Genomic DNA, 25,368 nt, shown 5'->3' on the forward strand with positions numbered 1-25,368 from the left:
GGCCTCTTGAACCCCATTCAAGCGCGATACCAAACTTCGCTACACCCCGACGACCGTCTTCACGGCTAAAATATTATATACCAGTCGGTTTATATTGTCAACCGTTTTCATACCTCTCAGGGAAAAAATCGAGGGCCGGCGCCGGCAGGGAAGAGAAGGGGGGACGCTTCGGGAGCGGCGCGTCAGGGAAGCCGCGCCCTACGATTTTTCCAATGCGTTTACCGCGTCCGTGAAATTTTTGATCAGGAGTTCATCGATGCCGGGCGCGATGCGCCCTTTCAGGCGGTATTCGGTCACCGAGCCCTCCGCTTCGTATCCGCCCTCCGCGATGATTTTGTCGCTCGGGATATAGGCGACGGCGTCGCTGTACCCAAAAAACATCGCCTTTTTACCGGGGATCGCGGTTGAAAGCACTTTTTTCACGTCAAAGCTCGGCTCTCCGCCCACGGTGAAAATATAAAAATCGGGGTTGAGCCGTATCACGCCGCAGTTTAAGTCGATTTTACCGGGCAATTCGTCGTAGTGCTCCGTTACGTAATCCGCGCACGCCCAAAGCAGCAAATCGGGGCAGTTATCATTTACATGGGTTTTGTCAAAACGTACGCCGGGGCGCCCGGAATGGGTTTCGGACTCTTTTTCGAAGTAAGATTTGGGGTATATCTCGAGCGGCACGGGGATTTTGAACGTCTTTGAACCGATTTGCAAATCAAGCGGAAGCAGACGTTTCGCGCGCAGTGATTCGTCGATCCGCTCCGCCATATCTGAAGCGGCTTTATCGCAGTCGTCATAACCGATCGGCGTGAAATGATCGCCGTCGGCCCCGATCCGGAGCTTGGAATCCGCCCCGAATCCCTGAAAGAACAACGCGGTGCATCCGTAATAATTCCGCTCGAGGATTTGACAGAGCCGCCCGGGGTATTCGGAGGAGATCGCCAGCCGCTCCTTTAAATTCGACGGATGGCACGCGTAATTGACGAGCAGCGCCCTGATGCCGCCCGCCCTGTCCGAAAGTTTCAAAAAATCGATTTGATTATCGGTCTCACCCTCCGGGTTCGGCGCAAACAGGATTTTGCCGTCCTTTTTGAGGCGGCGGCTGATGTTCCAGCGCCCCTCCGCGGTTCCGTGCGCGATGTGCCCTTCACACCTGCTGAGAAACGCCCGGCCGACGCATTGCGTAATCCGCGTGAACAAAAACTCTTCATAAGCGGGCTCATAAAAATTGAAATCATACCCTTTGACGGCAGGGCCGAAATGCGTGTGGGTGTAGCCGACAAAGAGATTGTCATGCGCGACGCCGTATTTTTCGCGCGCGAACTCCCGCAGCGCCTCCGTCAGGCTGTCGTCGTGGAAGCAAAGATCTAAAGATATTAAAACAAGCCGGTTTTCGGCACTGTCCTCCAAAACCAGCGTTCTCACATATAAATCGTCGTGGATCTCCCGAAACGGCATTCCGAAAACGCCGCCGAAGCCCATCGGCGTAGTTTTGACGCACGGTGTGATGACGTCCTTTGCGGCGCCGAATACGATTGAACCGTTATCCATTGAAACCGCACCTTTCACCGTTTCGTTGAGTAAGGAAAGGCATAAATCCGATGAGTACGGGAGAATGCCTTACTCTTTTCCGTTTCTTTTCTCCATGACGGAAATAAACAGCAGGGCGATCTGCGGGTCAAACTGGGTTCCCGCGTGTTCCCTGATGATGTCAAGCGCCGCCGCTTTCCGCTCTTTCGGGGAAAGGTTTCCTCTGTTCAGTACGCGTTCATAGGTCTCAACGACCGCGATGATTCTCGAAATCAGCGGAATTTGTTCTCCTTTCAACCCTCTCGGATACCCGGTCCCGTCCCATCTCTCATGATGGGCATAGACGTATTCCGCCAGATCCAGTTTATCGTCAAAGAGGTTCAAAATACGAAATCCGACGACGGAATGCTGCTGTACGGTTTCAAGTTCTTCATACGACAGATAATCCTTATTCAAAATCGCGGAATCGAGCACGATTTTCCCGATGTCGTGCAAAAAGCCCGCCCGTTTTAATTTGCTCATTTCCGTTTCGGGCAGATTCAAAGCGGTTCCGATTTCGGCGCACAGTTCGCTGACCGCGGCGGAATGCTCCTTTTCGCGCGGATAGCGCGAGTGCAGCGTGTCGATGAGCGTATCGACGATCTCTTTGTGGACGGACTTCCGCCCCAGGGTTTTGTCGCGATACATCGCGTTTTCCGCGTTCGCGATGACTTCATCCAGCGCCTGTTCCGGCGTTTGTTTGGCATCGAGGCCGAGGGAGATGCTGCATTTGATGGCTTCCATCCGGGCATTCGAAAACCCGGACCGGATTCGCGAAAGGATGTTCTCGGCATCCGCTTTTGAGGTCTTCGGCAGAATCACGATGAACTCATCGCCGCCGACGCGGGCGACGATGTCTGCGTTTCTGCAGCAGCTGCTGATGATTTCGGCCGATTTACGAATCAATGCGTCGCCCGCGGCATACCCGAAGATGTCATTGGTCATTTTCAAGCCGTTGACGTCGCCGAAAATGACCGATAACGGCAGATTTTCGGGCCGGTCGTAAAAGGCGCGGTTTTCTTCAAAGCATCTCCGGTTGTGAAGCCCGGTCAGGGGGTCATAGCAGCTCAGATATTTGATTTCCGCTTCTTTTTGTTTGCGCTCGCTGATATCCATAAACGTCACGACGGCTCCGATGATTTTGACGTCTTTGATCTTCGGATAGGAGTTATATTCCGCGTCAAAAGAGGTGCCGTCGGCGCGCCAGAATACTTCGTTGTCCGAATGCGTTTTTTCCCCGGTGGAAAAAGCTTTGAAAATCAGGCATTCTTCGCGGGGAAAAGGAGATCCGTCTCTGTAAGAGTGATGAATCTGCCGGTGCATGTTTTTCCCGAGCAGCTCTTCCCGGTCATGATACCCCAGCATTTCAAGGCAGCTTCGGTTGCAGAAGGTGCAGTCGCCGTTCAGATCGATGCCGTAAATGGCCTCGGCCGATGAATCCAGGACCAGCCGCAGTTCGCCGCGGCTGTTTTCAAGCTCCGAATTTGCCTGTTTCAGCGATTCCCAGGCCTCCTGCCGGTTCTTCTCAAACGTGGAGATCATCCGGCCGATGCAGTATGTCGCTCCAACGATATTGAAAACCGCCGCGGCATTGAATTCGGCCGGGGCCCAGGACTTGCTCTGCGTGATAAAAAAGACGAGCATATAACAGGAGAAAAAAGCCGAAACGATTCTCGCGGTTTTGCGATCCAGCAAAAAGTAAATGATGGGAGGTACGATCGCCAGCCAGTAGAAGGAATAGTTTCGGTTCCCGGCGGCAAAAAACATCAGACTCAGGCAAAGCAGCATCACCCCGACCGCAATCAGAGCCGCCCGCTCATAATGATTCGTCTTTTTAAAATAGAGCATCGTCAGCAGGGCCATCACGACGGCGCCCGCGTCCACCGCGGCGGTTGTGTACTGAGCGAAAAGCAAACTGTCGATGAAAATAAACGCAAAGCAAGCGAACCCCATAATGGCTATAATCGAATTGAGGACGTATGCTTTTCGGTAATTGACGTCGGTTTTTTGAAACCTTCCGTTGTTGGTCAGGTATTTTTCAAGCCAGTTGTTTTTTTCTCATCCGGCATATTAAACCCTCCTTCCGAAAATACACCCGATTGGCGCCCGTCTGCGCGCTTATTTTTCTTGTTTCTTCAGCAGCTCCAGAGCGACTTCCTCATCGAGAGGACCGGCCTTCTGTTTGCCTTTTTTGTGGAGAAATCGGATTATGTATGGTTCTCTGAGCTCATTATATCAGCCTGTTCGGCACAAATCAACATATACCGACAAAAAACGGAAAACGGATTCTCCATGCAGGCCGGGAGAGGCAGGGCAGGGGCGCGGACGGTGAACGCGCCTCTTCCCGGAGCTTTCGCGCGGGATGCCGGAGTTTATGCCTGATATCGTCGGGGGTTATTTATTATTTTACGGCCGGCGTTTTTTTGATTAGTCGCCGAGGAAGGAGATCACTTCGCGGATGCGGACGGGTTCGCCGGTCTCCTGCGCCAGGACGCAGTTGTCTTCGTAAGCTTTCAGCGCGGATTCATCGGCGGGCATGCCGCGCCAAACCTTTTTCGCGCCCGCGAAGTTGCCTGCGGCGACCCTTCGCATGATGCCCCGGACGTCGGTTTCCGCGCGGGGCGCGCAGAACGGCTTCTCGCAGAAGCGGCAGCGAAGCGCTTTGCGCATCACGTCACGCTCCCGCTCGCCGAATGTGTCATAAAGCCGGTCGGCCGTGAACGGTTTTTCAACGGTTCTGACGTAATTTTGCATTCCTTCCCTCCAGACAAAGGGCTCTTTGCCGAGTTTTTTCAACAGGGCGTTGGCGGCGGAAAGGCCCGACGTCGTCACTGTGGGCGTGCCCGTGCCCATCACGGTCGATTCCCCGCAGCAATACAGGTTGTCCCATTCGGTCCGGGTGTGCAGCCGGTGAAACAGATGCTGACCCAGCATCTGTTTCGGCCCCGCGACCGCGCCGCCGTTTTTCATGGCGTACCGCTCGATGGTGCAGGGGGTGGCAAGTTCCGAAAAACGGACCGCGCCGCGAAAACCCGGAAATCTCTTTTCCAGGACCGAGATGAGCCGCTCCTTCTCCGCTTCTTTTTTGGTTTGATAATCGGGAGCGGAGCGGTCCCATTTTTCAAAAGTCGGCCCGATGGCGACGACGGTATGTTCGTCTTCGGCGCAGAGGGTCCTGTCGTCGATGCTGAGAAGATAGGCGGTCACTTCGCTTTCGTCGAGCGAATCGGGATTGCCGACCAGCATTTCAATCGGAGCCGTGTCCTCCGGGATCACGGTCTTGTCGACAGCGGCATAAAGCACCACGCTCGGATAGGTCGGGACAAGGGACTTGGCCCAATCGCGCCTTTTTTGCGTCGTATAGGCCGGGTCAATCAGCTTCCCGTAAAGGTTCCATACCGTGCCCGACCAGATGATGTCGGGCGCTTTCAGCTGCCTGCCGTCGCCGAGCAAAACGCCCGCCGGTTTTCCTTCTTCGAAAACCAGCGACACCGCTTCACTCTCATAAATCATATCGCCGCCGTTTTCCTCGATGACTTTTTCCAGTTTACCCGGCAGCATCAGTGTGGAGCCGGCAGGATAATAACTGCCGCCGACGTGGTTATCGACGAACATGACCGCCGCGAGCACCGCGGGCGCTTCCCTGACCGTCGCATAACAATAAGTCGACGTGAGTTTATCGAAAAATTTAAAAATCTCCGGATCGCGAAAGTATTTCTTCAGCAGGTCCTCTGCGCTCTGATTCAAATACCCGAGGAACTTCGCATAGGAGACCGGATGAAGAAGCATGCTTTTCAGAGCCGTTTTCGGGTCGGTCTCATCGGCGGTCACATAACTCGGCGTCTCCACCATGACGTGCTGATAGGTCTTCAGCATGTCCCGGTAAAACCGCCGGATGTTTTCTTTCTCCTCCGGAAAAATGAGTGAAAGCTCATCGGCAAACCGGCCGACGTCGGCATAAAAGGGGATTTTCCGCCCTTTGAAAACGACCCTGTACAAAAGGTCGTGGCGGATGACGTCGATGGGCTCCTCAAGGCAGTTAAAAACAAACCGGTGCGCGTTGAAACCCTTTTCGCCGAACCCGTAGAGCATCGCGGAGCCCTGGTCAAAGGTCACATGGCCGCGCTTAAAAACGCCGCAGGAACCGCCCGGGTTATAGCTTTTGTCAATCACGGCGACCCGGAGGTGCCGTTTGGCGAGCAGGCTGCCGGCCGTGAGGCCCGAAAGGCCCGCGCCGATGACGATGACGTCGTAATCCATGAATTGCCCCCCTGTATGTAAATATAAAATATAATCATGAATGCATTTTAGAAATAAAAGTAATACCCGTTCAGCAGATAATCCTCGCGGTATTTGCGCGCAAGCGCAAGCAGCAGGTTCTTCACAGGAAAAATCCCGGTTTTTTGTGCGACAAAATCCCCCAACGCATTTTCAAACCGCTTTTTTTCGGATGGCCCGGCCTTATCTTTGAAGTATCCCCAGACGTGCTGCGCGGCGTTGACCGCGGCTTCCGGTGCGGCGGGCGCTTTGAGCGACGCCTCGATCATTCGGTACATCTCATGCGCCGGATAAGCGGTTTTGTCCCGGAGCAGCTGCCGGACGGCAAGATATTTTTGCGCGGACCGCTCCAGAACGAGGTATTTATAACGGGCCCACTCGGCTTCCAGCGCGTTGATTCCGCGGTTTGAAGCGCAGTTGAGGCATTTCAGCGCGGACAGGTTTTTATCCTTGACCTCCAGCATAACGTCGGGCGGTGTACCGGACAGATTGCGGATAAATTCCGAAAACTCCCCGATGCCGACGGAATCGGAATGCGCGCCCGGTTTTTTGCACGGATGCTGCTGCGAATAATGGATTTTCTGCGGGCCGTCGGCCTCTTTCCACGTTTCGCGGCTAATCCCGATCCAGTCGGAGTCGCTGCGGGCCCGGTCAGCCGGATTCACGGCGTTGTGCAGGTTGTCATAGACCGCGGGAATCCCGGCGGCGGCCGAACTCTCCATCACGTCTCCGATGTGGAAGAGTTTGTCGTCGTTTTCGAGCGCCAGACGCCTTTTTACGGCAGCGCTCAGCCCGCCGTACGCCGAGAGAAACCTCCTTGCGGCCTGTTTTTTATCCCCGTATACGCCGCCGGTATGAAGCACCAGCTTGTTTTCGGGCCCAAGCCCGAGGCTGTCCAGAACTTTCGCATGGTATTCAAGATCCGTCACCGCGCGCTTCACGACGGCGCTGTCGGGGGAATTCAAGACGGTGTATTGCCCGGGGTGCATAGATACCCGCATGCCCGAGTCCCTGATTTTTTTCCCGACCGCGGCGAGTTTTTCGGAAAAGAGCTCACTCCACGGGATCGTCATCGCTTCCGACGAACCGAACGGAATCAAATCCGAGGATATCCGAAACAGTCGGATGCCGTTTCGGACGTTGTAATCAATCAGCGTTTCGAGCGCGTTCAGATTATGCCCGATCAAACCGATCAGGCGTTCTTCGCCGGCATTTTTCAGGATGCAGCTCTTCATTTCGCTGCCCGGCACGGCAATCGCAAGGCACGCATATCCGATCTTCATCGTTCGTCCGGTCCCTCCGGCTTCGCGGTATTATTTAGAAATATTATATCGGTTCCGGTGAAAAAGTCAACGGATCATAAAAGAGCGGAAGTTTTTCTCAGGCTGCACGGCGGAAGGCGTTACGCGTTTTCGGACCATTTATCGTAAAGGCTGTCGATTTTCTCTTCAAGGCGGCTCTTTTGCTCAACCAACGCTTTCATATTCACAAACTCCGCGTTTTGCAGATCGGAATCGATTGCCGCATTCACTTGCCCCAGTTCGGCCTCCGCTTCGCGAATCAGCTCCTCGGTCGGAATCGCCTTTTCGGGGCGGGACTTGATTGGGATTTTCTCTTTTAAATTTACTTTCAGCGCAGGGGTTTTCGGCTTGCTGACCGCTGCTTCGGCAGGCCGTGTCAGCTCAAGGTATTCATCAAATCCGCAGCCGTATTTCGTGATCACGCCGTTTTCCATGCTCCAGATCTGATCGGCGAATTTGTTCAGAAAATACCGGTCGTGCGAGACGAACAGCATCGTGCCCTCGAAATCGGTCAGGGCGTTTTCGATCCACTCCCGCGTCGCGATATCGAGGTGGTTCGTCGGCTCGTCGAGCAATAAGAAATTGACGTCGTTCTGCATCAGCATGCAGAGCTTCAGCCGGCTTTTTTCGCCGCCCGAGAGCGTGCCGACTTTCTTCATCACATCGGCTGCCTTGAAATGGAACCCGGCCAGAATGCTTCTGGTCCGCTCTTCGGATAGTCCGGCAAAAAATCGCAGCGTGTCGAGTACCGTCGCATTGTCATCTTCAAAGGTGATGATCTGCGGCATATATGCCGCTTTCACGCTCGGGCCGAGACGGATTTCGCCGCTGTCGCAGGGTTCTTGCCCCGTCAGCATTTTCAAAAGCGTGGTTTTTCCGCAGCCGTTTTCGCCGACCAGCGCAATGCGCTCGCTGCGCAGAACGCTCAGCTTCAAATCGCGCAAAAGGACTTTCGCCCCGTAGCGCTTGCCGACGTTTTCAAACGTGACCAGCTCTCTCGCGGCATATCTTCCGCTGTCAAACTCCGCCGTCAGCTTTCGCGCGGTGATCGGTCTGTCCACCTTATCCATCTGCTCAATGCGTTTTTCCATCGCGAACGCACGCTTGTGCAGCGCCTTGCTGTCCGCCTGTTTTGCCCACTCGTGCATGCGTTTTGCGGCGGTTTCGAGCTGTCTGATTTTCCTCTGCTGCTGTTCGTACTGCTCCGATTGGGTCAAAAACCGCTGTTCTTTTTCCTCGATAAAATAGCTGTAATTACCCGCGTAAAAATCCGCTTTTCCGTCGGTGATCTCGATGATGCGCGTGACGACGCGGTCAAGGAAAAGCCGGTCGTGGGAGATCACAACCACGGTCCCTTTATATTCGCTCAAAAAAGCTTCAAGCCATTCGAGCGACGCCAGATCGAGGTGATTGGTCGGCTCGTCCAGCAGCAGAACGTCGCAGTCGCGTAAGAGGATCCGCGCCAGATTAATGCGCGACTTTTCTCCGCCGCTGAGCTCTCTGAACAAGCTTTTGCGCATTTTTTCATCGATGCCGATGCCGTTTGTGACCTTATCCAGTTTAACCTCGGTCTCGTAGCCGCCGAGGCGCTCGTATTCCTCCAAAAGATGTCCGTAGCGAAGCAAGACCGAGGGGTCTTCGTCGCCCTCGATCTGTTTCATTTCGGCGTGAATATCAGCGATTTCTTGGAACGACGCGCGCAGAATGTCCTCGGCGGTGTCATTTTCTCCGAACTCGGGAATCTGAGCCATCATCCCGACCCGTTTGCCCGACGCCTTGGAAACCGTTCCGCTCTCGTAGGGCTCTTCGCCCGTCAGCACTTTAAAAAGCGTGGTCTTGCCCGAGCCGTTTCTGCCGAGCAGTCCGACCTTTTCGCCGGTGTAAACCTCGAAGGTAATGCCCTTGATCACATGGTTCGAGCCGTAATATTTATTTAATTCGTAAGCTGCCAGATCTATCATAAAAATTTCTCCTCATTTGATTCTCTGAATAAAAAACCCCTGCGCGGCTTGTTTTGGCAGCACGCACAGGGACATTCCGAATCAATCAAAGGAGTAAAGTTGCAACCTTATATTTGACGCGGCGGGCGGCATTCAAAACAAACAGATTCTGAATTTGTCAAAAGGGCAGAGTTATCCCTTGTGTAAGCCGTTTTGAATGCTCTCTGGGTCCGGAAATCGCTGCCGGGATAAAACTTTTTGGATTGAAAATTAAAAATCTGTGTCATGCCACTCACCACCTTTCAATGGGCTTTTTGCATTTTAGCACAAAGTTTACCGTTTTGCAATCGCTTTTTTACGTTGCGCGAAAGCTTCTCCTGCCGTCACTTCTTCTCGATAATCTCTTTAGCCCCGTGGAATGCGGCTAAATCCTGTATCGCAAGTTCGATTCCTTTGTGATGTTGAAAATCGGAATCAAAGATGTTTTTTTCTTTGATGATGAATTTTTTTGTGCCCCATTCCATTTTACAGTCCAAGTAACCGACGAACCGATTACCGACAAGAATTGAAAGCGGCCATTTCATCCCTTTTTTCTTAAAATATTCAAATGTATATGAATAATCAAAAAATGTTTTCAGCCATGTTTGATCCCGGACAAGCGTATCCATCGGTGAGATCAGCCGGACTTCATCGCTGTCCTCGGTTCGTTCGGCATTCAGCAAGTGCGCTTTTGAAGAATGGATATAGTAATATTTGCGGCCGATTTTATACGGAATCTGCAGGATCTTCTTTTCGGATACCAATTCCTGAAAAATCGGTGAAAGTGTAACGGTCGCAAAACCGGATATATGCGAAATGTGAACCGGATCGGTTACCCCGAAGGAAGCGATTAATTTTTCAACCATCCAAGTTATGGCCTGTTTGTCATCAATCGGCTGATTGGGCCGGTCCGTGATGCCCGCAATTTCTTTTAAAATATAAACCGGCTCTCTGAACGTGCCCGGGTTACGCCCGCAGGTCAAAAGCTCTCTCTTGCGTACCAATCTGTAAAAAGCGCGAAAGAGGGGCAAATTGTAATTTTGGTCGTGTTCTCTTCTGTATTTGTTCCACTCAAACGATAAATTCAAATGCTCCCAAATTTGCTTCGCCGTCATTCCCTGTTGTCCCGTCAGGGACTCCTTTAATTGACTTTCCGCAGTTTGATCTTCGGGATTATCTCCGATCCTGAGCCAACTTTCATCGGAACTTCCCCATCTGACAATCCGTTTGGCGGCGGCATGGTATAGGGCAAATTCATCATACGGCACAAAAAACAGATTGCGTTTGAATGCGAATGTCTCAATCACCTTAAATTCTTTGTAGGCCGCGATATCCAACTGCTCTGCGGTAAAATCCTTTTTTCGATTCCAAAGCATCATGTATTGGTTCAGATGGATGGTCGGATTCGGGTCATACTGCAAACCGCAGATGTCCGAGACAATCTCTTCGATGCTTTTATCGCTTCGCCGGCTCAAGTGCTGGCTGTCAATGATGATCTTGCGAACGATTTCTGCCTGATCGCCGATTGTATGACTCATTCAAACAACATCCTATCTATTATAATTCGGATACGGAATGAAAGTAAGGAGGGCGGACGAAGACATTACATGGTCTGCATTATACCGAATGCGATTGAATATCTTCGATGATTTGATCAAAAACCCGTTTCCGCTCTTTTGATGTATCGTAAATCGTAAAGCCGTATTTCGTCAAATGATCGGTCATCTTACGGCTGAATAAAACGGCGTCTTCGGCGATCCCTCGCAGATCGTCATCGCTGAAACCGTATGTCCAATCATCCGGTGTATCGTAATTTTTAAAATCGCTGACGAATTCATCAACCGTTTTTTCGTTTTGCACCAATCCGATCAGAATGAAATTGTCTTTTAATTCATCGATTCCATATGTATTCAAAATCGGCAATATCTTTTCAAAATAAAAATACCCGCCTTCGAGCACAAACCGATTTCCTTTTACGGCGCCGTGGCTGTACGGCAGCAGACCGCGCCCGTCCGCCGAAGAAAACGTCCCGAGAAAATGCCCTAAAAACGGTGCGATATGGTCGGTGGTTTTTTCTCTGTCCCAATTCAAGCGGATATCCAACTGCGGATAGGCCTCCTGAAACACGGCGACCAGTTTATCGACGCCGAGGACAAAGTAACCGAACTCTTCGTTCAGTTTACTCGCCAAAGCCGATTTCCCGGCTCTGGACGGGCCTGCGATGATGATGTTTTTCAAGCTGTTACCGCCTTGATCCTGTCAGTCGAATTTCACATGGGATGATTAAAATTATAACAGAACTGCCTCTTTTTCGCAATAACACCTTTTTATCGGTGATCTCGTCACGGTAAAATCACAAAAATGAGGTAAAATACAATCATAAATTGTTCCTCATTTTCAGGTTGAAATTTCCGCAATCACCCATTATAATCGAATTATGACAAAGGAGGTGCGATATGTACTGCACCAGAAAAATCAAAGACGACTTAATTTATATCGGCGGCGATGACCGGCGGCTCGCGATGTTCGAGGGCGTCTATTCGGTCGAGCGCGGTGTTTCGTATAACTCCTATCTGCTGCTCGACGAAAAAATCGTGATCTTCGATACAGTTGACAAGGCCGTCGGGAAAGTGTTTTTTGAAAACCTCGAGCATGAGCTTCACGGAAAAACCCCCGACTACGTCATCGTCCAGCACATGGAGCCCGACCACTCGGCGACGCTTGCCGATTTGATCTGTCGTTATCCCGGCATCACCGTCGTCACGAGCGCCAAGTCCGCCGTGATGATGAAGCAGTTTTTCGAACTCGGCGACGTTAAGATTCAAGTCGTGAACGAGGGCGAAATTTTAGACACCGGAAAGCACAAGCTCTGCTTTATCATGGCGCCGATGGTGCACTGGCCCGAGGTCATGACGACCTACGACCACACCGACAAAATCCTGTTTTCGGCGGACGCGTTCGGCACGTTCGGTGCATTGAACGGCGCGCTGTTTGCCGACGAGGTCGATTTTGAACGCGATTATCTCGACGAGGCGAGGCGGTATTACTGCAACATCGTCGGCAAATACGGCCCCCAGACCCAATCGCTATTAAAAAAGATGGCCGAAGTTCCGGTCGAGCTGATTTGCCCGCTGCACGGCTTCGTCTGGCGCAAAGAGATTCCTTTTTATGTGGGGAAGTATCAAAACTGGAGCGGCTATGTCCCCGAAGAAAACGGCGTGATGATCGCCTACGCCTCGGTCTACGGCAACACCGAGAACGCCGCGCAGATCATCTCTTGCCGCCTGCGGGAAAAAGGCGTCAAAACCGTGATGTTCGACGTCTCGGTCACGCCCGCGTCGGAAATCGTCGCGGCGGCCTTCCGCTGGAGCCATTTGTTATTCGCCTCGACCACCTACAACATGGGTGTGTTTGTGACGATGGACGAACTGCTGCGCGACCTGGCCGCGCACAATATCCAGAACCGAACGGTGGCTTTTGTCGAAAACGGCTCCTGGGCGCCGGTCTCGGGCAAACTGATGCGCGAAATCTTAAGCCCTTGCAAAAATATGACTTATCTCGAAAACACCGTCACGATCAAATCCTCTTTAAAGGAAGCGCAGCTGGCCGAGCTCGGCAAACTGGTCAACACCATCGCCGATTCGGTCCCCTCATTGTGCTGATCCCGTGGAAATCCGGAGCGGCTTCAACCAGACTCCGGTTCATTCATAAACAATCAAAAACAACCGAAAACGAAAGGGGAAAAAGAACATGAAAAAGTATGTCTGCAACGTCTGCGGCTGGGAGTACGATGAGGCGAAAGGCGATCCCGACAACGGCATCGCGCCCGGCACCAAATTCACCGACCTTCCCGCCGACTTCATGTGCCCGGTCTGCGGCGCGGGCAAAGAGGACTTCTCGGAAGTCAAATAAAAAGAAAACAGGTTTTCTTTTTATTACGAAGAATTTTTCGCCCGAAAAATTCTTCTCCCTCTAAATTAGCTTATCTTTTTATTAACGAAAGCGTAAATGCCGCGCATATCCGCCGAAGAATTTCCCTGACGGAAAATTCTTCTCCCACTATTTAAGCATACTGCAATTTCGCATTTCGCCCGAAGAAAGCGTAAATGCCGCGCATTTCCGTCTAAACTGCGCGTTTAAAACCGAAACAGTCGTTTTTTATGCCCTTATATGCCCGTCGGGTCTGTCATTCATCAATGGCATGCCCGTCGGGCATATTAATTTCAGGTTGTATTTTCTGCTTTTTCATAGTATAATTACCACAACCTTCGGAAGGACATAGCGATATGGTTGTAAGAAAAAAGATTTACAGATATTTAATTTTAGCGGTCGTCTTTATCCTGATATTCCTGACGATCCTTTTGGCGTTGAAAGAAATCCTCCCCGGCTTCGTCGAGGTGCTGGAAAAAGGGGACAGAGCGGATATTGAGGCGTACATCCGGGGATTCGGGACTTTCAAAGGAGTTTTGATCGGAATTCTGCTCCAGTTCATGCAGCTCATCAGCATCGTTTTTCCCGGCGGCCCGATCCAGATCTCCATGGGCATCATCTTCGGAACATGGCTCGGGTTCGGCATCTGCTTTGTCGGGTATGTCGCGGCCAGCTGTGCGGCTTTTTCGGCGATGCGGGCTTTCGGCGACAAGCTCAGGGACTGGATGCCGATTGAGGAAGAAGAAAAATCCGAAAAAATGAGTTTTATCAGGCGCATCAAAAGCCCCGAATTGATGGTGATGATCACCTCAATGACGCCGTTCATCCCGAACGGACTTGTGCCCTATCTGGCGGCGAGGACGAAACTGAGCTTCAGGGCCTTTCTGTTTTCGGTCAGCGCGGGATGCGCGCCGGGTCTTTTGCTTCTTTGCGCGGCCGGAAATCAGATTTTGAAAGGAAAATATCTCGAAGCCGGTATTTATGGCGCGGTTTTGGTGGCCTTCGTGCTGTTTTTGACCGTCAAACAGAAGCTCGTTTTGGCATTTGCGGAAAAAGTAAAATCGAAGTTCAAAAAAGGCGGAAAGCCCGGGAAGCCCATTTAATTTCGACCCGGCGGGAGCAATTCCCGCAGATAGTGAGGGGATACCACCATGAAGCGCACGCTCTCGGCCGTCTTTTTATTGATTTTGCTGTTTTTTACCGGATGCGCGTCTTCGGGCGAACCGGTGAAACCGACATTTTTGGATACAAAAATCAAATGGCCGGAATCGGGACTCGCGAAAAAACTGCCCGAACCGGAATTCGGGCAGCTTGCGGGCGTCACGGATGAGCCGGACCGGTTCTGCGCCGCTTTTGCGGATGTGTCGCAGGACGATTTACGGGGATATGTCAAACAGATTGAAATTTCGGGTTTCACCGTCGGCGCAGCGGCCTCCGACAAAGTGTATATGGGCATCGAGGTGTTTTCATACAGCGCCGAAAATGAAGAGGGTCTGATCTTTTCAATTTCCGGTACAGCCGGAACCTGCACGATCACGTTAAAAGAACCCTGAAAGAAGGGGAGATGTCAAAGAAATGAATGACGCGGAGAGAAGACGCGCGGTTTATCATTTTCAAAAGGCGGACCATCTGCCCCGGCTGGAGTTCGGGATTTGGAATTCGGCCAGAACCCGTTGGAAAAACGAGGGTTGGAACGGCGACGAAACCCTATTTAAAAACGACGAATCGGACGGGCTGACGACTCATCCGTTGGATTTAGGTTGGGTGGACGTCCCCGTTTTTCCCCGCTTTAAAGAAGAATTATTGAAAATCGAGGGAAACTATAAATTCGAGCGGTTTTATACGGGCGAAATCCGCATGTCGCCGGTTGATGTGCCGCCGGAGCGGGTCATGCCGGTATTTGTACAAGCGCCCGTGGAATCCAAGGACGACTGGTACAAGATCATCAAACCGCGCTTGGACCCCGAAACCCCCGAGAGATGGATTGATTTTGAACCCAAAATGGCACAGGTCAAAGCGGAATGCGACAGCGGCGAACGGCTGCTCGACGCCCGCTGCATCGGCGGCTATATGTATCTGCGTTCGCTTTGCGGGCCGGAAAAACTGCTGTATCTGTTTTACGACGCGCCCGAACTTTTGCACGATATGATGAAAACGTGGCTGAATCTGATGGTCACCTGTCTGACAAAGGTGCAGGACATTCAGCCCTTTTTCAAGTTTTTTATGGCGGAGGACATCGCCTATAAACAGCGCCCGCTGCTCTCTCCGAAGATGGCGGAAGAATTCTTGATGCCCTATTACCGGGACCTGATTCAGACGCTGAGGGCGGGGCAAAAAGAGTATATGCATGTCGAAGTCGATTCGGACGGAAACCCCGATCTTTTGCTGCCGTCATATATCAAAACCGGCTTCACGGTGTTTTCCCCCCTCGAAGTCGCGGCTGGCTGCGACCCCATTTTCATCGGCGACAAATACCCCGAACTCGCGCTTTACGGCGGGGTGGACAAACGAGTTTTGGCGCAGGGCAAAGAGCAGATCAAACGGGAGCTGGACCGGATCATCCCCTATATGATCAAAAGAAGGGGCTTTATCCCGAAATGCGACCACAGTGTCCCGGACGATGTCTCCTTTGAAAATTTCATGTTTTACCGCGAATACATAACCTCTATTGATAGTTTTTAATGAGCAAAAACAAAACCTGTCGGAAATGCATTTCCGACAGGTTTTGTGTCATCCTGAGCGCAGTCGAAGGATCTCGTTACCAACAAGCCATTATCAGCCCGAGATTCCTCGGCTGCGCGCACCGCGCTTCGCTCGGAATGACAATATTAAAACTTCACCGTCACCGAACCACCCGCCGGGACGAGCACCTTCTTAAAATCGACCAACTTCCGCTTCGTTGCATCGGCATATTTCAAAACCGAATATTTGGTATCGAACTTGCCGTTGTTTGTCAAGACGACGGTGTTTTCGTCTTTCCAGTTTTCCTTGATTTCGCTGTATGTCAGGCCGTGGCCGAACGGGTAGAGCGGGGAACCCTTGAAAAAGCGGTAGGTGCGGTTTTCCATGCTGTACTCGGTGAACGGCGGCAGGTCGTCCGCGCTGCGGTAAAATGTCACCGGAAGGCGTCCGCAGGGGCTGTATTTTCCGAATAAAAGCTCGGCGAGCGCGTCTCCGCCCTCCGCGCCCGGATAAAAGCATTGGATCACGGCATTGCAGGTCTCATCTGCGCGGCACAGGTTCAGGCAGCTGCCGCTGACGTTGACAAAGACCATCGGCTTTCCGAGCTTGATGATCTCCTCGAACAGCCGCTTTTGCACCGCGGGCAGTTCAAGATCGGGTTTGTCGCCGTGCGATTCGTTTTCCGGGGTCTCCTCACCTTCGAGCAAGGGGTTGATGCCCATGCACAAGATCACGACGTCACTGTGTTTCGCCGCGATAATCGCCTCGCGTAAGGGGTGTTCGAAATAGCGGGAGTGCTCCTCGTCCTGATAGATGTGGGTGCCGCGCGCATAAATCACATGTTCGGCGATATTTTGAATGCCCTCAAGCGGGGTGGTGTAGTGATCGGGCGTACCGTTGTAGTTGCCCAGCAGTACCGACAGATCGTCGGCGTTCGGGCCGATGACGGCATAGGTCTTATCAGTCGAGAGCGGAAGAATCCCATCGTTTTTACAGAGCACGATGCTCTCGCGGGACATTTGGCGCGCAAGCGCCTTATGCTCTTTGCAGGCGACAATGCTGTACGGGATGTCGTCATAGACGCACTTGTCAAACATGCCGAGCCGCAGCCGCGCTTCGAATAACCGCTCGACCGAGACCGTGATGGTCTCCTCGTCAAGCAGCCCCATCGCCGCCGAGGTCTTGAGCCATTTATAGGCATCGCCGCAGTTGAGGTCGCAGCCGTTTTTGACAGCCAACGCCGCGCTCTCGGCCTCGTTCGCGGTGACTTTGTGGGTCTTGTTGATGTCGCAGATCGCACCGCAGTCGGACACGACATAGCCGTCAAACCCGAATTCGCCGCGCAAGATGTCACCGAGCAGCCGTTTACTCGCGCAGCAGGGCTCGCCGAGCACGCGGTTATAAGCGCCCATCACGGCGGACGGGTGCGCGTGTTCGATGCAGTATTTGAACGCGAATAAATAGGTTTCGTATAAATCCTTTTCCGAGACGACGGCGTTAAAATGATGCCGTTCGGATTCGGGGCCGCTGTGAACGGCGTAGTGTTTCAGCGTCGCGTCGACTTTGCGGTAGACGGGGTCGTACCCCTGCATGCCGCGCACAAACGCCGCGCCCATTTTGGCGGTCAGCATCGGGTCTTCGCCGTAGGTCTCGTGGCCGCGTCCCCAGCGCGGGTCGCGGAAGATATTGATGTTCGGCGACCAGCAGGTCAGGCCCTGATAGACCCCGGTGTCGCCGAATTTGCGGTATTCGTTGTATTTCGCGCGCACCTCGTCGGAGATCACGCCGCCGACAGTTTCCATCAGCTCGTCGTCAAAGCTCGCCGCCATGGCGATGGATTGCGGAAAGACGGTGGCGGTTCCGGTGCGCGCCGCGCCGTGAAGCGCTTCGTTCCACCAGTTATAGGCGGGAATGCCGAGCCGGGGAATCGCAGGCGATTCATATTGCATTTGCGCCATTTTTTCGGGCAGAGTCATCTTTGCGACCAATTCTTTTGCGCGTTGTTTAAAGTCCATGTTACAACCTTCCTCCGTAATATTCGTCTTCCGCCTATTTTACGGGGTTCTCTTCGATATAACGCAAATGTGTTTGGTAATCCTCTTCATCCCGGATGATGTGGTCGTAAAACGATTTTTGCCATAATGAAAAGCCGATTTGTTTTGAAATGCGCCGTTTATATTGTTGAATAGTGACCGATATATTCGCCGTAGGGGCGATTCTAAATCGCCCGCTTTCCGATTCATTATCGACCGTTAAAATCATATGAATGTGATTTGGCATGATAACATATTTATCAACTAGGGTGTCCGAATAATCCGGAATTTGTTTGATTGATGATTCAACAATGATTCCATATTTCGATAAAACGATTTGCGGGGATGCGTCATCCGGGCGATAGAGAATCGCCTCTACGTCGATCTTTCCCAACAATTCTTTTCTTTGGTTTATGCAAATTGTGATGAAATACGTGCCATTACTTCCGTAATCAAAATTTGTTAATCGGTTAGGTTGTCTTTGCGGGAAATCATTCATGAATCATTCCCTCCGTCCATGCTTACGTTTGGCGGCGATTACGAATCGCCCCTACGTTATTAAGGCGAATTCATCCGATGAAAGTATAAATCGTGATTTGAAAATATTCAATATAAAAAAACGAATTTCGTTTTTTTGTTCGTAGTAGGGGCGATTCTCAATCGCCCGTCCGGATTTTATTTGGTTCCGATAATTTCCTTCGATTTTTCACCGCGGCGCTTGATGAACACCATCAATAAAACGACGGCAATCAACGGATAAATTGCCGAAAAAGTCAGCGCGGAACGAAGACCCAACTGTTCCGGCGTAAGACCCGCGCCGAGAGCCGATAAAAACGGAATTTCCGAAGCATGATCGACGAGCAATCCGGCTAACCACGGGCAAAATGCCGCACCGATATCGCCGCCGAGCGCGAGTATCGCAAACAGCCACGCGCCGCCGTTCGGGTACCGCTGCGAGCCCAGCACCAGCGTGCCCGGCCAGAACATGCCCACGGCAAGCCCTGTCAGCGCGCATCCCGCCAGATTCAACCATCCGGTATCCGAGAGCGCGGTCAGCGGGAAGCTGATGACCCCCGCGACAGCGCCGAACAGCATAAACTTCGCCGCATCAAGCTTATTTGAAAACAGACCGTAAATCAACCGCGACGTCCCCATCAGCAGCGCAAACATCAGCACGCCCGCATAATCACCCAGCAGTTTCGGCAGGTCCGCGGCCTTTTCCATAAACGTGGAACTCCATTGGAGCATCGTGCATTCCGCGCCCGCGCCGAATAACATGATCAAAAAGCACAGCCAAAAATCAATGCCGACCGCAATCTCCCGGGCTTGCTGTTTGGGTTGGGATTGAATATCCGGCAGCGGAACGCGCAGATATAAAATTAACGCCGCAATCGGAATCAGCGCCCACGCAGCCACGACCCATTGCCAGTTTGCGTCCCCGAACAAAAACAACGCAAGCGACGTCAGCATGATGACCGAGGCCTGCCCGAACGAATACACCGCATGTAAAAAAGACAGATTCCCGCTCTTGGATTTGTGCGGCAGCCGGTCGACCAGCGGGCTTGCCAGAATGTCATTGAGCCCGCCGCCCACCGAAAACAGCACCGCGGCAGCAATAAAACCGGGGTACGGTTTTCCGGTCAGCAGCGGCATGGCGGCAAAAAGCAAAAAGCCCCCGGCCGTCAGACCCATGGCAAGAGTCATAAAAGGCCGGAAACCGAATTTATCCGCCGCCTTGGAAAACAACAGATCGGTGCCGATGCGGACGATATAAATGACGCTGATCAGCGTCGCAAGCTGTAAATAAGTCAGTCCGAAGGATTCTCGCAGCAGCACGAACAGCAGAGGCCAGATGTTGGCCATCGCCGCCTGCGCGGCGGTGCCCAGATAGCAGGTACCCCTCGTCAGCCCGTAGCGCGGCTCCGGTTGCGTTGTCATGCGTACAGACCCTCACCGGGCCGGTATTGATCGCGCCTTCTCATAAACACGATCAACAGCACAACGGTGATGAGCGGATAGACGGTCGAAAAGCCGAGCGCGGAACGCAGCCCGAGCTGTTCCGGGGAAAGTCCCGCGCCGAGATTGGCTAAAAACGGGATCTTTGCGGCATTGTCGGCAAGCAGTCCCGACAGCCACGGACAGAAAGCCGCGCCGCAGTCGCCGCCGACCGCCAAAATCGCGAACAGCCACGCTCCGCCCCGGGGATACCGCTCCGAGGCGAGCACCAGCGTGCCGGGCCAGAGCATTCCTGCCCCGAAACCCGTCAGCGCGCAGCCGATCAAATTGAGCGCCGGGACATTTGAAAACGCGGTCAAAGGGTAAAACAGAATCGCCCCCGCCGCGCCCACGAGCATATATTTGACCAAATCAAATTTTTTGGAGAAAAGGCCGTGCAGCAGCCGGGAGAGCCCCAGCATCAGCGCAAACATCATAATGCCGGCATAATCGCCCAGCAGTTTCGGAAGCCCCACGGCTTGCTCCATAAACGCGGAGCTCCACTGCACCATCGTGCATTCGACGCCCGCGCCGAAAAAGATGATGAAAAAGCAGAGCGCGAAGTCAAATCCCTTGGCGATTTCACGGGAGGACTGTTTGGGATGCGCCTGAATGTCGGGCATCGGCGCGCGTAAGAACATTAAGAACTCAATAACCGGAACCAGCGCCCAGAAAGCCACAATCAGCTGCCAGCTCGCATTGCCGAACAGTTTTAAGGCCAACGACGTCAGCAGAATCACACCTGCCTGACCCCAGGCATACATCGAATGGAAAAAAGCCATATTGCCGCTTTTAGAATCGTTGGGGATCAGGTCGATCAGCGGACTTGTCAAAATTTCGGTCAGCCCGCCGCCCAGTGAAAAGACCACCGTCGCAGCGATAAAGCCGGGGTAGGGGTGATCGGTCAGCAGCGGAACCGCCGCGTACATCAGAAATCCGAGCGCGACAAGCCCCGACGAGAGAAGCAGGAAGGGGCGGAACCCGTGCTTATCGGCCGCCTTGGAAAATACCAGATCGGTGCCCAGCTGAACAATGAAGTTCAGACCCACCAGTGTTGCCAGCTCAACATAGGAAAGGCCGAAGGCCTCGCGGAAGAGGACAAAAAACAACGGCCAAAGATTGATTAAGGCCGCTTGGGCGACGTAAGATAAGTAACATGCCGTTTTGGTGATTCCGTAATGCGGCGCGCGTGAGTGTTTGACGGTGTCGGTCATGCCGGAGAATTCCTGTTCTGTATATTTAATTTATCCGAATAACTTCATGAACGCTTCGGCGTAGAGTTTGCCCATGAACGCGGAGCCGTTTTCGTTGGGATGCACGCCGTCCGCCGACCAGTGGAGCATGTCTTTTTCGACGCAGGCGGCGGCAAACAGCCCGTCGACCGGCACAAAGATGTCGGCGAATTCGCGCGCGAGTTTGCGGGTGATGCCGATTTTGGCGTCGAGGTCGATGCGGAAAAACTCTTTATCGGGCACCGGCAGCAAAAACTGCTCCAAAATCATGATTTTGGCGTTGGTCTTGGTTCTGATGTCGGTCAGAATCGAGCGGTAGTTATTTTCGAACTGGGCGTCGAGCAGCCAGTCGCGTTTCGGCGCATGGTGCCAGGTGTCATTGACGCCGATGTGGATCGAGACGAGATCGGGTTGAATGTCGACGCAGTCGGTCTTCCAGCGGGCGAGAAGGTCTTTGGTCTGGTCGCCGCTGATGCCGAGGTTGACAAATTCAAACATCTTATTCGGGTGCTGTTCTTGGATGTATTGGGCGGCATATTTCGGATAACCGGGCCCGAGGTCATGGGGATTGCTGCGGTCTCTGCCCGCGTCGGTGATGCTGTCGCCCTGGAACAGGATTTTCATAGAAATCGCTTCCTCTTTTATATGATTTATTTTAGCAAATTGCGGCGGACGCGCAATGCGCGTCTCTTCGGTATTTTATTGAATCAACGATTTTCCGGTCATCTCCGCCGGTTGTTTGATGCCCATGATCTGCAGCATGGTCGGTGCGATATCGCCGAGGACGCCGCCTTTTTCACGGAGCTTGCAGGGATACCCGACAACCATAAACGGGACGGGGTTTGTGGTGTGTGCGGTGAACGGCGAACCGTCCGGGTAGAGCATCTGCTCGCTGTTGCCGTGGTCTGCGGTGACCAGCGCCACGCCGCCGGCTTTGATGACCGCGTCCGTGACTTTGCCGACGCACTCGTCGACGGTCTTGACCGCCTTGACCGCCGCTTCGAACACGCCGGTGTGCCCGACCATGTCGCAGTTGGCAAAGTTCAGGATGATCGCGTCGTATTTTCCGCTTTGAATGCGCGTAACGACTTCGTCGGCAACGATATAGGCGCTCATTTCGGGTTGGAGGTCATAGGTCGCGACGTTCGGGCTGTCGATGAGTTTCCGGTCTTCTCCGTCGAACACGGTTTCTGTACCCGCGTTGAAAAAGAACGTGACGTGCGCGTATTTGGTGTATTCGGCGATGCGCAGCTGCTTCATATTGTGGTTCGCGACGATCTCGCCGAAGGTGTTGTCCATCGACTGGGGCTTGAACGCGACTTCGACGTTCGGCATGGTCGCGTCGTATTGGGTGAAACAGACGTAAAACGGCTTGATGAACTCTTTGCGCTTCCAGCCGTCGAACGCCGGGTCGACAAACGCGCGGGTGATCTCACGGGCGCGGTCGGGGCGGAAGTTGAAAAAGATAAAGCTGTCTTCGGCTTTCACCGGGCAGCCGCCGTTGACGACCGTCGGCACGATGAATTCGTCGGTGACTTCTTTTTCGTAGCTGTCTTTCATCGACTGCACGGCGTCTTTAACCGCAAGCCCGTCGGCATAGACCAGCGCGTTATAGGCCTTTTCGACGCGGTCCCACTTCTTTTCGCGATCCATCGCGTAATAACGTCCCGTGATCGTGGCGATTTTTCCGGCGCCGATCTCGCGCATTTTGTCTTCGAGTTCGGCGATTAAATCGACACCCGAGGTCGGGGAGACGTCGCGCCCGTCCATAAAACAATGCACGGCGACCTTGCCGAGCCCGTTTTTCTTCGCGAGTTCGAGCAAAGCGTATAAATGGGTGTTATGGCTGTGGACGCCGCCGTCCGAGACCAGTCCCGCCAGATGAAGCGTCGAACCGTTATTTTTGCAGTTTCTGATCGCGTCGAGCAGCACGGGGTTCGCGAAAAAGCCGCCGTCGTCGATTTCCTTGGAAATGCGGGTCAGTTCCTGATAGACGATCCGGCCCGCGCCGATGTTGGTGTGGCCGACTTCGCTGTTGCCCATCTGTCCGTCCGGCAAGCCGACCGAGAGGCCGGAAGCGCCGATATAGGTGTAGGGATTGCTCGCCATGAGCTTGTCGAGATTCGGGGTGTTGCCCAGAATCGCATTGCCGTAGGCGCTGTCGGATTTGCCGAAGCCGTCCATGATAATTAAAGTGATAGGTCTTTTCATTTCATTACTCCATGAAAACAGGGCAAACAGACGTTTGCCCCGAATTTGTTGATTTACTTGGTTGCTTCGACGATGACCGCGAAATCCGCCGGTTTCAATGCCGCGCCGCCGATCAGGCCGCCGTCGACATCGGGCTGAGCAAGCAGTCCCGCTGCGTTTTTGGCGTTCATCGAACCGCCGTATTGAACCGTCATCGCGTCGCCGTATTTCTTGCCGTAGAGTGCTGAGACGGTTGCGCGGATCACGCCGCAGACCTCGTTGGCCTGTTCGTCGGTCGCGGTTTTGCCGGTGCCGATCGCCCAAACGGGTTCATAGGCGATGATGATTTTCGCGAGTTCGTCCGCCGAGACGCCGCCGAGCGCGATCTTGGTCTGCATGGCGACGAATTCGTTGGTGACGCCCTGTTCGCGCTGTTCGAGCACTTCGCCCACGCAGACGATCACGTTGAGTCCTGCGTCGAGAGCGGCTCTGGTGCGTTTATTGACGGTCACGTCGGTCTCGCCGAAATAGGTTCTGCGCTCCGAATGGCCGATGATGACGTATTCGACGCCCATCTCTTTGAGCATGTCCGCCGAGATCTCGCCGGTGAACGCGCCGCTCTTTTCAAAGTGGCAGTTCTGCGCTCCGACTTTGACCGATGTACCCTTGACCGCGTCGAGCACCGGGGCGAGGTCGACAAACGGCACGCACAGCACCACGCCGCACGCAGCGTCCTTCACAAGCGGGACGATCTCCTTTGTGAGTGCCGCCGCTTCGGACGGGGTCTTGTTCATTTTCCAGTTGCCGGCGATGACCGGTCTGCGCAATTTTTTATTCATATTCATGATTCCTTTTGTGTAGGGGCGCGCATTGCGCGTCCGTTATTATTTATTTATCCAACAAACACGCGATGCCCGGCAGTTCGAGGCCTTCGATGAATTCGAGCGAGGCGCCGCCGCCGGTGGAAATGTGGGTCATCTTGTCGGCAAAGCCCATCTGCTCGACCGCAGCCGCGGAATCGCCGCCGCCGATGATCGAGACCGCGCCGGATTCGGCGACCGCCTTGGCGACCGCGCGGGTGCCCGCGGCGAAATTCGCCCATTCGGAGACGCCCATCGGGCCGTTCCAGATGATCGTGCCGGCGCCGGCAAGCGACTTGGAGAACAGTTCCTGTGTCTTTTCGCCGATATCGAGACCCATCCAGCCGTCCGGGATCGAGTCGGAGTAGATGCGCATAAACACGGAGTCCTCTTTATATTCTCTCGCGATGACGTTGTCGACCGGCAGCAGCAGGGCGACGTTCTTTTCGCGGGATTTTTTCACGATCTCGCGCGCCAGGTCGAGCTTGTCGTTTTCGCAGATGGAAGTCCCGACTTCGCATCCGAACGCCTTAAAGAAGGTGTAAGCCATACCGCCGCCGATGATCAGCATATCGACCTTTTCGAGCAGGGCATTGATGACGCCGATCTTGTCGCTGACTTTCGCGCCGCCCAGAATCGCGACGAACGGGCGTTTCGGATTTTCGAGCGCGCCGCCCATGATGGCGATTTCCTTTTGGATCAGATAGCCGCAGACCGCCGGCAGATACGCCGCGACGCCCGCGGTGGAGCTGTGGGCGCGGTGGGCGGTTCCGAACGCGTCGTTGACAAAGATTTCGGCCATCGAAGCCAGTTCTTTCGAAAATGCCGGGTCGTTTTTCTCTTCTTCGGCATGGAAACGGACGTTTTCAAGCAGCATCACATCGCCGTTTTTGAGCGCGGCGGCCTTAGCTTTGGCGTCGGGGCCGATGACGTCTTTCGCCATCGCGACCGGCTTGCCGAGCAGTTTGGAAAGGTGCGCGGCGACCGGCGCAAGCGTATACTTCATGTTGAACTCACCCTTGGGTCTGCCGAGGTGGGAGCACAGGATGACCTTTGCGCCTTTGGCGATCAGGTACTTGATGGTCGGCAGCGCTTCGACAATGCGTTTGTCGTCGGTGATGACGTTGTCTTTGAGCGGAACGTTAAAGTCGCAGCGGGCAAGTACGCGCTTTCCGGATACGTCGATATCCTCGACGGTTTTTTTGTTGAGATTCTGCATAAAAACAATCCTTTCATTCTCTAAAGGTATTTTAAGGCGGCTGCGTCTTTACGTTAAGGCGGTTCGCCTCTTAAAATCGGGGTGCGTGGTCGGTTTGGCCTCATAATTC

21 protein-coding genes are annotated in these 25,368 nt (G+C 53.4%); 6 read left to right on the plus strand and 15 right to left on the minus strand.

Going from position 1 to position 25,368, the window contains the following annotated elements; translation table 11 throughout:
* Window positions 1-198: 198 nt before the first annotated feature.
* Complete coding sequence (locus PKH29_07080) at window positions 199-1,542, minus strand: hypothetical protein (GenBank protein ID HNX14600.1); 1,344 nt, start codon at window positions 1,540-1,542, stop codon at window positions 199-201.
* Between the two features lie 69 nt (window positions 1,543-1,611).
* The gene (locus PKH29_07085; protein ID HNX14601.1) at window positions 1,612-3,423 is read right to left on the minus strand and encodes a diguanylate cyclase; all 1,812 of its coding nucleotides are present in this window, start codon (window positions 3,421-3,423) and stop codon (window positions 1,612-1,614) included.
* Here PKH29_07085 and PKH29_07090 point away from each other — a divergent pair.
* On the plus strand, window positions 3,382-3,942 hold the full coding sequence (locus tag PKH29_07090) for a hypothetical protein (GenBank protein HNX14602.1): 561 nt from the start codon (window positions 3,382-3,384) through the stop codon (window positions 3,940-3,942). The genes PKH29_07085 and PKH29_07090 overlap by 42 nt on opposite strands.
* 45 nt (window positions 3,943-3,987) lie before the next feature.
* On the opposite strand, the gene PKH29_07095 is transcribed toward PKH29_07090, so the two are convergent.
* The 5 genes from PKH29_07095 to PKH29_07115 all read right to left on the minus strand — a co-directional run bounded on the left by PKH29_07095 (window position 3,988) and on the right by PKH29_07115 (window position 11,356).
* The gene (locus PKH29_07095) at window positions 3,988-5,820 is read right to left on the minus strand and encodes an FAD-dependent oxidoreductase (GenBank protein HNX14603.1); all 1,833 of its coding nucleotides are present in this window, start codon (window positions 5,818-5,820) and stop codon (window positions 3,988-3,990) included.
* A gap of 47 nt (window positions 5,821-5,867) precedes the next feature.
* Window positions 5,868-7,121 (minus strand): UV DNA damage repair endonuclease UvsE, encoded by a 1,254-nt coding sequence (uvsE, locus tag PKH29_07100; GenBank protein HNX14604.1) that lies wholly within the window; start codon window positions 7,119-7,121, stop codon window positions 5,868-5,870.
* A gap of 119 nt (window positions 7,122-7,240) precedes the next feature.
* Window positions 7,241-9,100, minus strand: coding sequence for an ABC-F type ribosomal protection protein (gene abc-f, locus PKH29_07105; GenBank protein ID HNX14605.1), 1,860 nt, complete (start codon window positions 9,098-9,100; stop codon window positions 7,241-7,243).
* Between the two features lie 362 nt (window positions 9,101-9,462).
* A complete protein-coding gene (locus PKH29_07110) occupies window positions 9,463-10,656 on the minus strand; it encodes a crosslink repair DNA glycosylase YcaQ family protein (protein ID HNX14606.1) in 1,194 nt (397 codons plus the stop codon).
* Window positions 10,657-10,735: 79 nt separating this feature from the next.
* Window positions 10,736-11,356, minus strand: coding sequence for a hypothetical protein (locus PKH29_07115; GenBank protein HNX14607.1), 621 nt, complete (start codon window positions 11,354-11,356; stop codon window positions 10,736-10,738).
* 218 nt (window positions 11,357-11,574) lie between these two features.
* Here PKH29_07115 and PKH29_07120 point away from each other — a divergent pair, with 218 nt between their 5' ends.
* From PKH29_07120 to PKH29_07140, 5 genes are all read left to right on the plus strand, one after another.
* Window positions 11,575-12,780 (plus strand): FprA family A-type flavoprotein, encoded by a 1,206-nt coding sequence (locus PKH29_07120; protein HNX14608.1) that lies wholly within the window; start codon window positions 11,575-11,577, stop codon window positions 12,778-12,780.
* Between the two features lie 88 nt (window positions 12,781-12,868).
* Window positions 12,869-13,030, plus strand: coding sequence for a rubredoxin (locus PKH29_07125; protein ID HNX14609.1), 162 nt, complete (start codon window positions 12,869-12,871; stop codon window positions 13,028-13,030).
* A 374-nt stretch (window positions 13,031-13,404) separates the two neighbouring features.
* The gene (locus PKH29_07130; GenBank protein HNX14610.1) at window positions 13,405-14,151 is read left to right on the plus strand and encodes a VTT domain-containing protein; all 747 of its coding nucleotides are present in this window, start codon (window positions 13,405-13,407) and stop codon (window positions 14,149-14,151) included.
* Between the two features lie 48 nt (window positions 14,152-14,199).
* The gene (locus PKH29_07135; GenBank protein HNX14611.1) at window positions 14,200-14,601 is read left to right on the plus strand and encodes a hypothetical protein; all 402 of its coding nucleotides are present in this window, start codon (window positions 14,200-14,202) and stop codon (window positions 14,599-14,601) included.
* 22 nt (window positions 14,602-14,623) lie between these two features.
* The gene (locus PKH29_07140) at window positions 14,624-15,730 is read left to right on the plus strand and encodes a uroporphyrinogen decarboxylase family protein (GenBank protein HNX14612.1); all 1,107 of its coding nucleotides are present in this window, start codon (window positions 14,624-14,626) and stop codon (window positions 15,728-15,730) included.
* Between the two features lie 146 nt (window positions 15,731-15,876).
* On the opposite strand, the gene PKH29_07145 is transcribed toward PKH29_07140, so the two are convergent.
* The 8 genes from PKH29_07145 to pgk all read right to left on the minus strand — a co-directional run bounded on the left by PKH29_07145 (window position 15,877) and on the right by pgk (window position 25,259).
* Window positions 15,877-17,745: a glycoside hydrolase family 3 C-terminal domain-containing protein gene (locus PKH29_07145; protein ID HNX14613.1), complete on the minus strand. Its 1,869-nt coding sequence runs from the start codon at window positions 17,743-17,745 to the stop codon at window positions 15,877-15,879.
* Between the two features lie 34 nt (window positions 17,746-17,779).
* Entirely contained in the window at window positions 17,780-18,262 is a 483-nt protein-coding gene (locus PKH29_07150; GenBank protein ID HNX14614.1) for a transposase, read from the minus strand.
* Between the two features lie 176 nt (window positions 18,263-18,438).
* Complete coding sequence (locus PKH29_07155) at window positions 18,439-19,701, minus strand: MFS transporter (GenBank protein ID HNX14615.1); 1,263 nt, start codon at window positions 19,699-19,701, stop codon at window positions 18,439-18,441.
* Window positions 19,698-20,972 (minus strand): MFS transporter, encoded by a 1,275-nt coding sequence (locus PKH29_07160; GenBank protein HNX14616.1) that lies wholly within the window; start codon window positions 20,970-20,972, stop codon window positions 19,698-19,700. The genes PKH29_07155 and PKH29_07160 overlap by 4 nt, the downstream gene beginning before the upstream one ends.
* A gap of 30 nt (window positions 20,973-21,002) precedes the next feature.
* A complete protein-coding gene (locus PKH29_07165) occupies window positions 21,003-21,614 on the minus strand; it encodes an SGNH/GDSL hydrolase family protein (protein HNX14617.1) in 612 nt (203 codons plus the stop codon).
* Between the two features lie 75 nt (window positions 21,615-21,689).
* Window positions 21,690-23,201: a 2,3-bisphosphoglycerate-independent phosphoglycerate mutase gene (gene gpmI / locus PKH29_07170; GenBank protein HNX14618.1), complete on the minus strand. Its 1,512-nt coding sequence runs from the start codon at window positions 23,199-23,201 to the stop codon at window positions 21,690-21,692.
* Between the two features lie 53 nt (window positions 23,202-23,254).
* Window positions 23,255-24,019 (minus strand): triose-phosphate isomerase, encoded by a 765-nt coding sequence (gene tpiA, locus PKH29_07175; protein ID HNX14619.1) that lies wholly within the window; start codon window positions 24,017-24,019, stop codon window positions 23,255-23,257.
* 49 nt (window positions 24,020-24,068) lie between these two features.
* On the minus strand, window positions 24,069-25,259 hold the full coding sequence (gene pgk, locus PKH29_07180; GenBank protein HNX14620.1) for a phosphoglycerate kinase: 1,191 nt from the start codon (window positions 25,257-25,259) through the stop codon (window positions 24,069-24,071).
* Window positions 25,260-25,368 lie beyond the last annotated feature (109 nt).

It is taken from the genome of Oscillospiraceae bacterium, from assembly GCA_035353335.1.
Taxonomy (GTDB): domain Bacteria; phylum Bacillota; class Clostridia; order Oscillospirales; family JAKOTC01; genus DAOPZJ01.

What these genes read in the sequence shown, in the direction of transcription:
- PKH29_07165 (HNX14617.1), bottom strand. Translation starts at nt 21,614, where the DNA reads ATGAAAATCCTGTTCCAGGGCGACAGCATCACCGACGCGGGCAGAGAC.
- PKH29_07140 (HNX14612.1), top strand. Translation starts at nt 14,624, where the DNA reads ATGAATGACGCGGAGAGAAGACGCGCGGTTTATCATTTTCAAAAGGCG.
- gpmI (HNX14618.1), bottom strand. Translation starts at nt 23,201, where the DNA reads ATGAAAAGACCTATCACTTTAATTATCATGGACGGCTTCGGCAAATCC.
- PKH29_07160 (HNX14616.1), bottom strand. Translation starts at nt 20,972, where the DNA reads ATGACCGACACCGTCAAACACTCACGCGCGCCGCATTACGGAATCACC.
- PKH29_07135 (HNX14611.1), top strand. Translation starts at nt 14,200, where the DNA reads ATGAAGCGCACGCTCTCGGCCGTCTTTTTATTGATTTTGCTGTTTTTT.
- PKH29_07125 (HNX14609.1), top strand. Translation starts at nt 12,869, where the DNA reads ATGAAAAAGTATGTCTGCAACGTCTGCGGCTGGGAGTACGATGAGGCG.
- PKH29_07110 (HNX14606.1), bottom strand. Translation starts at nt 10,656, where the DNA reads ATGAGTCATACAATCGGCGATCAGGCAGAAATCGTTCGCAAGATCATC.
- PKH29_07080 (HNX14600.1), bottom strand. Translation starts at nt 1,542, where the DNA reads ATGGATAACGGTTCAATCGTATTCGGCGCCGCAAAGGACGTCATCACA.
- abc-f (HNX14605.1), bottom strand. Translation starts at nt 9,100, where the DNA reads ATGATAGATCTGGCAGCTTACGAATTAAATAAATATTACGGCTCGAAC.
- PKH29_07085 (HNX14601.1), bottom strand. Translation starts at nt 3,423, where the DNA reads ATGGCCCTGCTGACGATGCTCTATTTTAAAAAGACGAATCATTATGAG.
- tpiA (HNX14619.1), bottom strand. Translation starts at nt 24,019, where the DNA reads ATGAATAAAAAATTGCGCAGACCGGTCATCGCCGGCAACTGGAAAATG.
- PKH29_07120 (HNX14608.1), top strand. Translation starts at nt 11,575, where the DNA reads ATGTACTGCACCAGAAAAATCAAAGACGACTTAATTTATATCGGCGGC.
- PKH29_07155 (HNX14615.1), bottom strand. Translation starts at nt 19,701, where the DNA reads ATGACAACGCAACCGGAGCCGCGCTACGGGCTGACGAGGGGTACCTGC.
- uvsE (HNX14604.1), bottom strand. Translation starts at nt 7,121, where the DNA reads ATGAAGATCGGATATGCGTGCCTTGCGATTGCCGTGCCGGGCAGCGAA.
- PKH29_07090 (HNX14602.1), top strand. Translation starts at nt 3,382, where the DNA reads ATGATTCGTCTTTTTAAAATAGAGCATCGTCAGCAGGGCCATCACGAC.
- pgk (HNX14620.1), bottom strand. Translation starts at nt 25,259, where the DNA reads ATGCAGAATCTCAACAAAAAAACCGTCGAGGATATCGACGTATCCGGA.
- PKH29_07145 (HNX14613.1), bottom strand. Translation starts at nt 17,745, where the DNA reads ATGGACTTTAAACAACGCGCAAAAGAATTGGTCGCAAAGATGACTCTG.
- PKH29_07095 (HNX14603.1), bottom strand. Translation starts at nt 5,820, where the DNA reads ATGGATTACGACGTCATCGTCATCGGCGCGGGCCTTTCGGGCCTCACG.
- PKH29_07130 (HNX14610.1), top strand. Translation starts at nt 13,405, where the DNA reads ATGGTTGTAAGAAAAAAGATTTACAGATATTTAATTTTAGCGGTCGTC.
- PKH29_07150 (HNX14614.1), bottom strand. Translation starts at nt 18,262, where the DNA reads ATGAATGATTTCCCGCAAAGACAACCTAACCGATTAACAAATTTTGAT.